10 protein-coding genes are annotated in these 13,139 nt (G+C 50.5%); 5 read left to right on the top strand and 5 right to left on the bottom strand.

The window, feature by feature from the left end; all coding sequences use genetic code 11:
- Position 1: 1 nt before the first annotated feature.
- Both DQW12_RS04790 and dprA read right to left on the bottom strand, forming a co-directional pair.
- The gene (locus tag DQW12_RS04790; RefSeq protein ID WP_113906724.1) at positions 2 to 478 is read right to left on the bottom strand and encodes a DUF494 family protein; all 477 of its coding nucleotides are present in this window, start codon (positions 476 to 478) and stop codon (positions 2 to 4) included.
- Positions 479 to 483: 5 nt separating this feature from the next.
- A complete protein-coding gene (gene dprA / locus DQW12_RS04785; protein WP_113906723.1) occupies positions 484 to 1,611 on the bottom strand; it encodes a DNA-processing protein DprA in 1,128 nt (375 codons plus the stop codon).
- Positions 1,612 to 1,789: 178 nt separating this feature from the next.
- Between dprA and def the strand changes: the two genes are divergently transcribed.
- Genes def through trkA form a run of 4 tightly spaced genes read left to right on the top strand, consistent with a single transcriptional unit; the run spans position 1,790 to position 5,950 of the window.
- Complete coding sequence (def, locus tag DQW12_RS04780) at positions 1,790 to 2,311, top strand: peptide deformylase (RefSeq protein ID WP_113906722.1); 522 nt, start codon at positions 1,790 to 1,792, stop codon at positions 2,309 to 2,311.
- Positions 2,311 to 3,264, top strand: coding sequence for a methionyl-tRNA formyltransferase (fmt, locus tag DQW12_RS04775; protein ID WP_113906721.1), 954 nt, complete (start codon positions 2,311 to 2,313; stop codon positions 3,262 to 3,264). The genes def and fmt overlap by 1 nt, the downstream gene beginning before the upstream one ends.
- Positions 3,257 to 4,564 carry a 16S rRNA (cytosine(967)-C(5))-methyltransferase RsmB gene (gene rsmB, locus DQW12_RS04770; RefSeq protein ID WP_113906720.1) on the top strand — a complete coding sequence of 436 codons (1,308 nt, stop codon included), beginning with the start codon at positions 3,257 to 3,259 and terminating at the stop codon, positions 4,562 to 4,564. Before fmt ends, rsmB begins: the two co-directional genes overlap by 8 nt.
- 9 nt (positions 4,565 to 4,573) lie before the next feature.
- Positions 4,574 to 5,950 carry a Trk system potassium transporter TrkA gene (trkA, locus tag DQW12_RS04765; protein WP_113906719.1) on the top strand — a complete coding sequence of 459 codons (1,377 nt, stop codon included), beginning with the start codon at positions 4,574 to 4,576 and terminating at the stop codon, positions 5,948 to 5,950.
- A 21-nt stretch (positions 5,951 to 5,971) separates the two neighbouring features.
- On the opposite strand, the gene DQW12_RS04760 is transcribed toward trkA, so the two are convergent.
- Genes DQW12_RS04760 through DQW12_RS04750 form a run of 3 tightly spaced genes read right to left on the bottom strand, consistent with a single transcriptional unit; the run spans position 5,972 to position 10,793 of the window.
- Positions 5,972 to 7,420, bottom strand: a complete 1,449-nt coding sequence (locus tag DQW12_RS04760) for a TrkH family potassium uptake protein (protein WP_113906718.1) — start codon at positions 7,418 to 7,420, stop codon at positions 5,972 to 5,974.
- Positions 7,421 to 8,752 carry a Xaa-Pro dipeptidase gene (gene pepQ / locus DQW12_RS04755; RefSeq protein ID WP_113906717.1) on the bottom strand — a complete coding sequence of 444 codons (1,332 nt, stop codon included), beginning with the start codon at positions 8,750 to 8,752 and terminating at the stop codon, positions 7,421 to 7,423.
- Positions 8,753 to 8,762: 10 nt separating this feature from the next.
- Positions 8,763 to 10,793, bottom strand: a complete 2,031-nt coding sequence (locus DQW12_RS04750) for a transglycosylase SLT domain-containing protein (RefSeq protein ID WP_113906716.1) — start codon at positions 10,791 to 10,793, stop codon at positions 8,763 to 8,765.
- A gap of 200 nt (positions 10,794 to 10,993) precedes the next feature.
- On the opposite strand from DQW12_RS04750, the gene fadB reads away from it, so the two are divergent.
- The gene (gene fadB / locus DQW12_RS04745) at positions 10,994 to 13,135 is read left to right on the top strand and encodes a fatty acid oxidation complex subunit alpha FadB (RefSeq protein WP_113906715.1); all 2,142 of its coding nucleotides are present in this window, start codon (positions 10,994 to 10,996) and stop codon (positions 13,133 to 13,135) included.
- The last annotated feature ends 4 nt before the right edge of the window (positions 13,136 to 13,139 follow it).

Genomic DNA, 13,139 nt, shown 5'->3' with positions numbered 1-13,139 from the left:
CTCAATGCATAAAGCCTTCGGGTTCCTCGAACAGTAGCTCTTCCATTCGAGAGTAGGCGTCTTCGTGCCCTGGCACGTTGAACAGCACCATAAGCACCACCCACTTTAAGTCGTCGAGTGAAAATTGAGCAGTATCAAGCTCCATCACCCGGTCGAGCACCATTTCACGAGTGGTGAAGTCGAGCACTCCAATTTGTTCCAAGTACATTAAGAACCCGCGACTAGGACTGTCTAGGCGTGCCACTTCTTCTGGGGTATACGCCCGAAATGAGCTTGCCGGCGCCGACTGTATGAGATACGGCTTTTCTTGGCTGTCTTGCAAATCAGCAAGCCGTTCAAGCCATGCCAAGGCCTTCGAGATCTCCTGCGAATGGAAACCTGCTCGGGTTAACTCGTCGGTTAATTCCTCGTGGTCGACAACAACTTCCATTTCCGAATGGATATAGTTCTCAAACAAATACATGAGGATATCGAACATCTTTTTTACCTCCTCACTCTAGCGTAGCCGCCAGCGACTGCTTTAATCCATCCATCAAGCTCTAACTCAATGAGCTCATTTGTTGCTTGTGAAACCGACAATCCGCTGCGTTGCACAAAGGTTTCGAACGGTGTGGTTTCAAATCCTACGTTAGCTAACATTTCCGGCTTTGCCAAGCCCGTAGCGAATATTTCCTGCTGCATTTCTTGCTGTGTTTCTTGCTGTAAGAGTTCGCTTGCTGTCACATTCGTGGGCTCGCATGCAAACCAACTCTCGCACTCTACTAATATATCGGCGGCGCTCATCACTAACTTAGCGCCTTGCTGTATGAGTTGATTACAACCCTGCCCTTCGGGCTCTCGAACATTGTGCGGCACAGCGAAAATGTCGCGCCCCTGCTCTGCAGCTAAACGGGCGGTAATCAATGTACCACTTCTGCGGCGTGCGCAAATTATAATTACAGCGTAACTTAAGCCACTTATTATACGGTTTCGTGCGGGGAAATGTTCAGTTTTCACCGGCATTCCGGGTAAATATTCGCTCAGCACCACACCATAACGAATAATGTCTTGCTTTAATTCCCGTGCACGTGGCGGGTAACACTGATCGATGCCACAGCCGAGCACCGCCACTGTGGGCAATGCTTTTTGTAAACAACCTCGGTGGCTCGCACTGTCAATGCCAAGCGCCATACCGCTGACCACACTCACCCCCTGCGCTGCGAGCTCAGTTGCAAACTCACGCGCCAGCTGTAACGACAATTCAGTTGCATTGCGGCTGCCGACCATAGCCAATTGAGGAAGCCGTAAGCATTCAATTGAACCTTCATAGCAGAGCAACAAAGGAGGGTCGTCAATTTGCTGCAATAACGGCGGGTATAAGGGCCCCCCGAAAAGCAATAATCCACGCTTTTCTGAATGCTCTTCGTCGCGCAACCAACGCGCGAGTTTGGTCACTGTATTGGGGCAAACCTCCGGAAGCTGCTTTTGCCAAAAGATGTTAATTTCTGTAAGTGGCCTGCGCCAGTCCGCCGGCACACCCGCCTGCCACTGCTGCCGTATTAGCCGCTGCAACTTCCGCGGAGCAAAATAGAGCTTTAACCATTGCTCAAGTAAACCTTCGTTCCAATCCATGAACGCCTCCGGTCGATAACCTAGGTCGATAGCCACAATCGGTTTTTACCGATAACGGCGAAGCTTTTGTTTACGGTAGAAAAGTTAGCGCGGTTCAGTGCTTTCAACAAGGCAAGCACTGTCTTTTCAGCGCTTGACCCGTTAAAATAAAGGTTGATCAAATAAACGAGGTGAGCTTATGGCGACCATGGCAATTCTACGCTACCCAGACGAACGTTTACGCACAGTTGCACAACCTGTGGCCGAAGTAGACGACGCCCTGCGTGCAACCATCGACAACATGTTTGAAACCATGTACGGCGCTTCCGGTGTCGGGCTTGCAGCTACCCAAGTGAATGTTCACAAGCGGCTTTTCATTGCCGACTGCAGCGAAAACCAAGACGAGCCCTTGGTGTTTATTAATCCTGAGATTGTGGAACAAGACGGTCATTTTGAAAACGAAGAAGGCTGCCTAAGTTTCCCCGGTGTTTACGCCAAAGTAGAGCGTGCGGGCACCATTAAGGTAAAAGCCCTCGACCGTAATGGGGATGAGTTTATTCGTGAAGCCGACGGCCTCTTGGCTATTTGCATTCAGCATGAAATTGACCATTTAAACGGCAAGCTTTTTGTCGACTATTTATCACCGCTAAAACGTGACCGTATTCGCAAGAAGCTGGAAAAAGAAGCGAAATTAGCTGAACGTGCGGGGCAACCCATTTAATGCGGGTTATTTTTGCCGGAACACCCGACTTTGCCGCGCGCCATTTAAGCGCGTTACTGGCACATAAAAACATTGAAGTGGTTGCCGCTTATACCCAGCCCGACCGCCCCGCCGGGCGAGGCAAAAAGCTGCAACCCTCCGCGGTAAAAAGTTTAGCGTTAAGCCATAACATTCCTGTTGAACAGCCGCCCAGCCTAAAGTCAGAGTCCGCTCTGCAGCAGTTGGCCAATTATAGAGCCGACGTAATGGTGGTTGTGGCTTATGGTTTATTGCTCCCACAAGCCGTGCTCGACACGCCAAAGTTTGGCTGTGTGAACGTACACGGCTCGCTGTTGCCTCGTTGGCGGGGCGCTGCACCTATACAGCGTGCAATTTGGGCCGGCGACAAGGTCACTGGCATTACCATTATGCAAATGGACGCGGGCCTCGATACCGGCCCCATGCTGCATAAAGTAGAGTTACCGATAACCACAACCGACACCAGCGCGAGTTTATACGAAAAACTTGCCGAGCTTGGCCCACCGGCACTTTTACACACCTTACTGGCATTAGAAAATGGCAGTGTGCAAAGCGAAATCCAAGATAATGCATTGGCAACCTATGCCGCAAAGCTCAGCAAAGACGAAGCACTCATCGATTGGCAGCAGCCGGCAGATTTTATAGAGCGCTGTATTCGGGCCTTTAATCCATGGCCGGGCACAGAATTTTTTGTCGACGACCAACGCGTTAAGGTTTTGGATGCACGCGTGGACGCACAGCAGCAAAGCAAACCAGCGGGTACCATTCTCGAAGCCAGTAAGCAGGGTATTTTAATTCAGTGCGGTGAAGGCTCGGTGTTGCGTTTACTCAGCCTACAACCGGCCGGTAAAAAGCCCATGCAATGCCAAGATCTACTCAACGCCAGAAGCCACTGGTTTAAGGTGGGTTCGCTCATTGGAACCACTCATGAGTGAGGCCAAGCCACGTCGCGGCGCAACCCGTGCGGCAGCAGCGCAAGCCTTACAGCAGGTTTTACAGCAAGGGCGCTCGCTCTCCTCTGTGCTGCCCAGCGTGCAACAAAAGCTAAGCCCCGCCGACAAAGGCTGGGTGCAGGCCGTATGTTTTGAAGTGCTGCGCGAACTTCCACGCTATGAATGGCTGATACAGCAGCTGCTAGAAAAACCTTTAAAAGCAAAAGTTAGAAGCATTCATTATCTGCTCATGGTGGGTCTTTGCCAGTTGCGCGCGTTACGCACACCAGAGCATGCCGCCTTAGCGGAAACGGTAGAAGCCGCACTACAACTACGCCAGCGAGCCTTAAAGGGGCTTGTTAACGGCACCCTTCGCACCTATTTGCGCCAGCAAGATGCACTCGAACAACAGGTTCTACAACAGGTTTCCTTACCGCAATGTTTTCCACGCTGGCTGCGCGACCGTATAACGAACGCGTGGCCGGAGCAAGCACCGGACATTTTTCAACAGAGCCAACAAAAACCGCCTTTGTGGCTACGTATCAACAGTCAGCATTGCTCTGGTAGTCAGTACGTAGCGCTCTTGGAAGCTGCAGGCATAAGTTCCGAGTGTCATGCGCAGCTACCTTTTGCGGTTCGGTTAAACACCGGTACCGACATTACCCAACTTCCTCGCTTCCACGACGGCTGGGTGTCGGTGCAAGACCTGAGTGCACAATGGGCGAGCGTTTATGTGCAGGCTCAGCCCGGTGAATTGGTACTCGACGCCTGTGCCGCCCCGGGCGGTAAAACCGCAGCGCTGTTAGAACAAACCCCAAACTTACGGGTGCACGCCCTCGACTTCGACGCCGGTCGACTTACGCGGGTACATGAAAACTTAACACGGCTTCAACTCAACGCTGAGGTTATGCAAGGTGACGCGGCATGCCCACAAGACTGGTTTCGCGGTGAACTTTATGACCGAATTTTACTCGACGCGCCCTGTTCCGCTACTGGCGTAATCCGCAGGCACCCAGATATTCGGTGGCTACGGCGCAACGAAGACATTGCTGCGTTAGTGGCGTTGCAAGCGCGTATTTTAGACGCTCAGTGGTCGCTGCTCAAAGAAGGTGGTCGGTTGGTTTACGCAACCTGCTCCATTTTACCGGACGAAAACCACGCGCAAATACACGCATTCTTAGCTCGCACTCCGAATGCTCGCTTAATGACAAACTTACCGCAGATTACGGGCGGCGAGCGCCAAATTTTTCCAGGAGAAGACGGCGGCGACGGATTCTATTATGCTGTATTGCAAAAAGCTTAAGGCGCAACTATGAAAATTATCATTGTCGGTGCAGGACAGGTTGGTGCAACACTGGCTGAGAACCTCGTGTCGGGTAAAAATGAAATTACCATTATCGACCAAGACCGAAAGCAGCTCGAAGAGCTACAAGATAAATTCGACTTAAATGTAGTTCAGGGTAATGGCGCACACCCTAATGTACTGCGTCGCGCTGGCGCTGAAGACGCCGAGCTGCTGGTGGCAGTGAGTAGCAGCGACGAAGTAAATATGGTTGCCTGCCAAGTCGCTCATAGTGTGTTTAAAATCTTTCGCAAAATTGCCCGCATTCGAGCGCCAGAATATATTCTTCACTCGGATCAGCTTTTTCATAAAGACCAAATGCCGGTCGACCACATTATTGCGCCCGAGCAGTTGGTTACCGCTTACATTAAGCGTCTGATTGACTACCCTGGGGCGCTGCAAGTCATTGAGTTTGCCGAAGGCAAAGTGAGCCTAGTGGGTTTGAAGGCTTACTACGGCGGTAAATTGGTTGGCCATGCTATTTCCGCCTTGCGTGACCACATTCCAAACATCGACGCCCGAGTAGCGGCGATATTCCGCCAAGGCCACGCCATAAGACCGCGTGGAACCACCATTATAGAAGCCGACGACGAAGTGTTTTTTGTTGCCGACACGCGCCATATTCGTGCCGTTATGGAAGAGCTACAGCCCCTAGAAGAGCGTTACAAGCGGGTTATGATTGTGGGTGGTGGTCATGTCGGCTCTGGCTTAGCACGGGCACTAGAAGCAAATCATCGGGTGAAGCTGGTTGAGTTGAGTCAACAGCGGGCAGAGGAGCTGAGCGCCGAATTGAACAATGCCCTTGTACTGCAAGGCGACGCCGCCGACCAGCGCATGCTTAGCGACGAGCGAATTGAAGAGATAGACGTATTTATTGCGGTAACCAACGACGACGAAGCCAATATAATGTCGGCGATGCTGGCAAAGCGTATGGGTGCAAAGAAAACACTGGTGTTGATTCAACGCACCGCTTACGTTGACCTTGTGCAAGGCGGCGAGATTGATATTGCCATTTCGCCACAGCAAGCTACGGTTTCAGCGTTATTACGCCATATTCGCCGCGACTTCTTTGTTAACGACTATTCGTTACGCAAGGGCGCAGCGGAAGCGGTTGAGTTAATTGCCAAAGGCGACGAAAACACCTCTAAAGTTGTGGGTAGAGAGCTCCGCGACCTCGATTTACCGCCAGGAACCACTGTAGGCGCAATTGTTCGCGGTGCCGAAGTACTGATTGCTCACGACAGCACGGTTATTGAAAACGATGACCACGTTATTCTGTTTTTGGTCGACAAAAAATACGTAGAAGACATAGAAAAACTCTTTACGCCTGGAGCGCTGTATTTCTAGCAGCGCTTTCACTCGCCTTACTTAATGCTTCCAAAAAGCAGGAGTAAACAAGACTAACAGCGTAAACACCTCTAAGCGACCAAACAGCATAGCCACAATGGCAACCCATTTACCGGCGTCGCTGACCTCTTGGAAGTTACTTGCTACCGAGCCCAAGCCCGGCCCCAAGTTATTGAGGGTTGCAACCGTCGCACCAAAGGCTGAATAGTCGTCTAAGCCGGTGGCAATGAAAAGCAGCATCAGCACTACGAAAATGAGTGCATAGGAGGCGAAAAAGCCCCATACAGCTTGTACCACACGGTCAGGTAAAGCTCTTTTACCCCACTTCACGGCAAAAGCCCCTTTCGGGTGAATAAGCCGGTTAATTTCACGCATACCTTGGCGATACAGCAGCACTACCCGCATAACCTTTAATCCACCGCCTGTAGAACCGGCGCTACCCCCGATAAAACTGGCAAAAATAAGCAAAATAGGCAGAAATAGAGGCCACACGGTAAAGTCGGCGCTGGTAAAACCGGCCGTTGTAGAAATAGACACCGACTGAAACACGCCTTGAATCCAAGCGTCACTAAACGGCAAATCAGACTTCCACACTAAAGTGACGACTGTGAGAAGTGCTAATGTAGCTTGAATAGCAATAAGCGCGCGAAACTCTGGATCCTGCCAATACGAGCGGACCGACTTGCCTCGATAAGCAGCAAAATGCAGCGAAAAATTAACTGCTGCGATAAGCAGAAATACAACGCAAATAAATTGAATTAAGCTGCTTTGGAAATGCCCCATACTGGCGTCGTGCGTTGAGAAGCCACCAATTGAAACGGTTGAAAATGCATGGCCGACGGCGTCGAACAAGCTCATGCCAGCCGCCCAGTAGGCGAGTGTGCAAGCAATTGTAATACCCAGATATATGTACCAAAGCTGTTTGGCGGTGTCGGCAATACGTGGCGTAAGCTTAGTGTCTTTATTTGGGCCCGGCATTTCCGCGCGGTAAAGCTGCATTCCCCCAATGCCTAACAACGGCAGAATGGCCACGGCGAGCACGATAATCCCCATACCGCCCATCCATTGGAGTTGTTGGCGATAGAACCGGTATGAATGAGGAAGCTCTTCAATACCGGTCAATACCGTTGCCCCCGTTGTCGTTAATGCAGAAAACGACTCGAACATGGCGTCGGTAAAGCTTAGCGTGTAATTGTCGGGCATCCAGAAGGGTACGGCACCCACTGTGGCAATCACCACCCAAAACATCACTACAATAACGAAGCCTTCTCGGGTTTTTAATTCGCGCCGATAAAAACGATTGGGAAACCAAAGTAAAAAACCAGCGAAGAGGCTTAGCCCAAAGGCCGCCATAAAGGCCCAACCACCGCCGTCTTGGTAGAAATAAGCTAACACAGCCGGAGGCAGCAAGGTGACGCTAAAAACAGCAATTAACAAGCCGAGCATTCGAAGAATTGTGCGTGTTTGCATTTAAACAAGCCCTAGTTCGCGCGTAATATTTTCGTTTCTGTCTCTATGCATAATCACGTTGTCTTCTATTCGAATGCCGCCGTAGGGGCGAAATTGGTCTATCCGATTCCAGTTTATGGTGTGCGCTAGCGCGCTGTCTTGTAATCGGCTTAAGAGCGGTTCAATAAAATAGAGTCCGGGCTCAATGGTAAATACCATATTTGGTTCAAATGCCCGCGTTGTTTTCAGTTGCGGAAAAAAACTTGGCGGTGGAATTTGAGTCCCTCTCGGGTCGGCAAGTGTGCCGCCAACATCATGAACTTGCAAGCCAAGATAATGCCCTATGCCATGCGGCATAAACACATGGCTAATTTGCTTTTTCACCATATCTTCCGGATCAAGCTTGCAAAAACCAAAGGCAAAGAGCAGCTGCGCTATTTGAATGTGCGCGCGATACTGCAAGGTTTCGAACTTCATACCCGGTTTTACTTCAAGTGCCAGCGCTTGACACACTTGATCTATAGCAACAATAAGTTCTGCGAATTCGTCGTTTGCAGCAGCGCCCGCGTAGCTGCGGCTAATATCAGCGGCATATCCAGCAAAGTCTGCACCTGCGTCTATCATCAAAGAGCGCTGTAGGCCCGGTAATAGCGCGTGCTTCGATTTACCACGGTAATGAAGAATAGCTGCGTGCTCGTTTTGACCAATAATATGCGGATATGGAACGTCATTTTCACCCTGTCGAGTGGCTTGCATGTACGCGAGTAAACAATCAAATTCACTGGCACCCTGCTGCCAAGCCTCGGCCACCGCACGATGGCCTTGAATAGCGGTTGCGTTGGCGCGGCGAATGCAATGTAACTCGTAATCGGTTTTCACCGCACGGTAATAATTAAGAAAACTCAGCAGCGGTTCGGGGTTCATCTCAGAAAACCCCAACGCCTGCGCGACCTCAATATGTTCGCCTAAATATGCGGCACGCGCTTTATCGTAGGGGAGTAACTTGTCAATTTCATCGGGGCGGGAAATAAGTTCCACATGGAACAATGACAACCAGCGTTCTTTGTCGAGCTCTGGCTGCTCCACCCAGAACTCATCCGTATTCAGAACCACCAATACGGGTTTAGAGCGCTGTAGAGAAACCAATACCCAACAATGTGGCGCGTTGTGCATGGGGCACCACGCTTTAAAAAGCGGGCTGGCTTTAAACGGGTATTCCATATCGTCTAAAAACTGGCGCTTAATTTGCCCCGCATGAATTGCAATGAGCGTTAAACCTTCGCGCTCACAAAGCTGGTCGGCGCGCTGTTTCATTTCGCTAATATGGCGCTTAAATAAGTTATTGGCGCTCATGGGATCACCTCTATCCACTCGAACCCTCTGCATACATTTGCAGGCTAATTAACGGGCTGAGCACTTGTGTTTCATTCCCCAACAAAATGGAATAAATTTGTTTGTAAGCCAGCACATTCTTTAAATAGTCACGCGTTTCTTGGTAAGGCACATTCTCCACCCAAATGTCGAAGTCGAGGGGCTGTTGTGGCAACCATTCCACTACCCTATTCATGCCGGCGTTATAACCAGCAGTAGCAATAATCCAGTTTTGATTGGTACGACGCATTAAATCTGCCATGTATCGCGTGCCAATACGAACATTGTCCTCAGGCTGCAGCAAACGATGATTCGTTACCCGACCTAAATTCGGCCCCGGCGTTCGTCGCGTTACATACTGAGCGGTGCCGGGCATCACTTGCAATAAGCCACGCGCACCCGCCGGCGACACAGCGTCTGCCCGAAATGCACTTTCCCGCCGAGCAATTGCGTAAACCCAAGCGACGTCAAGCCCGTTCGCCTCGGCTTGTGCTTGGAGCAAATCACGGTAGGCTAAAGGGAAGCGGCGTTCCACGTCATGGAAGTGCCCTGTTCGCGCCAAACCAAATATGGCTTGGTCGTACCAACCTTCTTCATGGGCAAGTACCGAAGTTGCTACCTGTTGTTCATAAGTGCCACGCATACCTATAACATTCCATTCACGGCGGGCTTCGAGCAATCGATTCAACTTAAAGAATTCCAACGCCCTCTGCACCGAAGGCTCATTTCGTAACGCGGCTATTTGCTCCGGCTCTACCCGCACCGGTTCATACTGGAGTTGAGGCGCTTGTTGCAGCCGCGCGGCAGCAAGAAAACCGTAATAGCTTCGGCTGCCGGCGACGTGTTCAAATTCCTGTACCGACTCGTCGTCAAAACGCAGTTGCTCGAGTGCTCGCGCGCGCCAATACCGCCATTGGCCTTGCTCTTTTTCCTCGCTGGACAAACTGTTGTAGAGCATTACAACCTGGTCCCAACGGCCAGCTTTTAAGACGCTCGCAAGCGCCCACTGCTTCCCGGTCTCCGATAATGTTGCTAACGGTAAATCTAGCAGCCACTCGCGGGCATTCGGTTCGCCGCGCACAGCAAGCGTAATGCCTATGCGTTCATGCATATCGTTTGCTGTGACTTGATCATACTGAAAGTGTTGTTGATAGTGCTGCCAAGCCCGCTTTGCTTGGTCTATATCTCGCCACACGAGGCGGTGAAGCGCTCGTAGTACAATTTCTTGCTCGCGTTCGTCTTGGCCTGGGAACAGCTCAAATTGCATCACCGTTGCAGGGTTCGCTTGAATTCTTCGTGCTAGCTCGCCGAGGTAGCGCTTGTCGCTCGGTAACAGACGCGTTAAATAGCGCGCCAAACTGTACTGCCGTGCTTCGGTAGCCAGCAGTAAACGCTGCCAAACAACAAACTCAGTGCGGTACCCCGCTTCTGTCCACGCGTTAAATACGGAATCGCATGTGCTTGGCAAACTTTCCCCGCTGAGCCATTGATTAGTTACCTGTGGCCATAATGCTGCAAGGTTGTCCGTAGTCTTCCACAGGTAATCTAAATAACGGCATTGCAGGCCTGCATTCCCACTTCCTTGGTAATAAAGCAGAAAGCGTTCGGCGTCGTTCTGGTCAATTAAGAAATTCAGCCACTGTCGGCGAAGAGAATTGTCGAGCGGCGTACCGGCATACTCGTTGAGAAACTCAGCAATAACCTCTTCATTAGCGTAGCTGAGATTTTGCGCTAAAAATTCAGCCTCTAAATAAGGGTACAGAGGATAACCGAGCAAGGACTGCATTTGGCTGCGCGCGTCGTTAAATCGGCGCTGCGAGATTTGCTGCTCCACACTCAAAAACAATTCTCGCTGCGCCTCTATACTCAAGGGTTGTACAGGAAGGTTGCTATTTTCGGTAGCCTGCACAGGCGGAAAAACCGGCACCATAAGGGAACCAAGCACGAAGCCGGCTGCCAAACCTAAACTCAAGCGAAATGAGCGAGCTATTTGATGAAACCCAGGCGCGCAATAATGAAACATAAACCCCGTAAAACCTGTTGTTGTTTTTTCATTCTTAGAATTTAAACACCTGTTTAATTTCGTTTCGCATTGTGGGATGATAAATGCCAGATGTTTGCCATACTGTTGTTTCCATATTCTTGTATCATAGTATGGCAGCAACTCAAGTCTATTAGGTACTTGTCGGCAGAAAAATCTGTCAACATTTTAGGAGACCCAAGATGATCTACCAAGGTGACAACCTCAGCGTTGATATCATTGAGCAGGGCATTGCCGAACTAAAGTTCGACGCCCAGGGCTCAGTCAACAAGTTCGACGAGAAAACCCTAAACGAATTCAGCGACGCCCTCGACGCTCTGCACAGCAGTAACGACGTACAGGGTTTATTAGTGTCGAGTGCTAAATCTACATTTATTGTAGGGGCCGATATTACTGAGTTCTTAACTTTATTTGCGAACGTAGACACCACCAAAACCTGGGTGCATAAAGCGTCTCGGGTATTCGACAAGCTTGAAGATTTACCCTTCCCTACCATTGCCGCTATTAACGGCTTTGCCTTAGGCGGTGGTTGCGAAACGATTCTCGCTTGTGACTTCCGCATTGCCGACGAAACCGCAGTAATTGGCTTGCCAGAAGTTAAGCTTGGCCTTATTCCTGGTTTCGGTGGCACGGTAAGAATGCCGCGCTTAGTGGGGCCAGACAATGCGCTAGAAGCCATTACAACCGGTATGAACTACAAGCCTGAAAAAGCACTCGGTATTGGCTTGGTAGACGCAGTTGTGAGCAGCGCTGCATTGCGCGAAGGCGCACTTACCATGCTTAAAGACGCAATAGCCGGTGAACTTGACTGGCGCGGCGCACGTCAACCGAAGCTCGAAGCCCTGAAAGCTAACGACACCGAACGCTTAATGAGCTTCAGCACCGCCAAAGGCATGGTGTGGGCCAAAGCAGGTAAACACTACCCGTCGCCACATGCAGCGGTCGAAGTTGTGGAACGCGGTGCCGGTGAAGCCCGCGAAGGCGCGCTACTGATTGAAAACGAACTGTTCGTGAAGCTAACCCAAACCGACGCTTGCCGTGCGCAAGTCGGTATTTTCTTAGCCGATCAAGTGGTTAAAGGTAAGAGTAAAAAAGTGGCCAAAGGCGCTACCGTAGCGATTAAACGCGCGGGTGTACTTGGCGCTGGCATTATGGGTGGCGGTATTGCTTATCAGTCGGCCGTTAAAGGCGTGCCGGTGGTTATGAAAGACATCAAGCAAGACGCCCTTGATCTTGGCTTGAAAGAAGCGAGCAAAATTCTCGGCAAAGGCTTGGAGCGCGGCAAACTAGACGCACGCAAAGTAGCCCAAACCCTCACCAGCATTACTCCAACCCTGCACAATAATGAGCTCGAGAATGTCGACATTATTGTGGAAGCGGTAGTAGAAAGCCCTAAAGTGAAGTCGTCGGTGCTTGCTGAAGTGGAGAAAGTAGTGAGCGAAGACGCCATTATTACCTCTAATACTTCGACCATTTCTATCGATCGACTTGCAGAAAGTTTGGAAAACCCAAGCCGATTCTGCGGCATGCACTTCTTTAATCCTGTACACAAAATGCCATTGGTGGAAATTATTCGCGGCAAACATACCAGCGATGAAACCATCGCTGCGGTCACTGCTTACGCCATGCAAATGGGCAAAACCCCTATTGTTGTGAACGACTGCCCAGGCTTCTTAGTAAACCGAGTATTGTTCCCTTACTTTGCGGGCTTTAGCAAATTACTCGACGACGGCGTAGATTTCCCGGGTATCGACAAAGTCATGGAAAAAGAATTTGGCTGGCCCATGGGCCCAGCGTACTTGTGTGACGTTGTTGGGATGGACACCGCAGACCACGCAAGCGGCGTAATGGCGGAAGGCTTCCCAGAGCGCATGCCACGCGACGAAAACGGCGCTATTGCGCGTTTAGCTGTAGCAAAGCGGTTGGGGCAAAAGAACGGCAAAGGGTTTTATGAATACGGCGTAGACAAACGCGGTAAACCCACCAAAGCAGTAAACCCAGAAGTTTACGAAGTGATCGGCGAGAAGGCAGAAAGTGCAGATAAAGAAGAAATTATCGCGCGCTGTATGATTCCCATGGTGAACGAAATAGTGCGCTGCCTTGAAGAAGGTATTGTCGACTCAGCCGAAGAAGCAGATATCGCTCTTATTTACGGTTTAGGTTTCCCTCCATTCCGTGGTGGTGCATTCCGTTATTTGGAAACCGTAGGGCTTAAACAATTTGTAGAGTTAGCAGACAAGTACGCACACCTTGGTGAGCTGTACCACGTTACCGACGGCTTACGCGCAAAAGCGGACGCTGGCGAATCTTACTTTAAAAGCTAACTGC

The sequence above is a fragment of the Aliidiomarina celeris genome (assembly GCF_003316875.1).
Taxonomy (GTDB): domain Bacteria; phylum Pseudomonadota; class Gammaproteobacteria; order Enterobacterales; family Alteromonadaceae; genus Aliidiomarina; species Aliidiomarina celeris.
The sequence above is the reverse complement of the archived record's forward strand: the minus strand, read 5'-3'. Positions and strand labels throughout refer to the sequence as shown.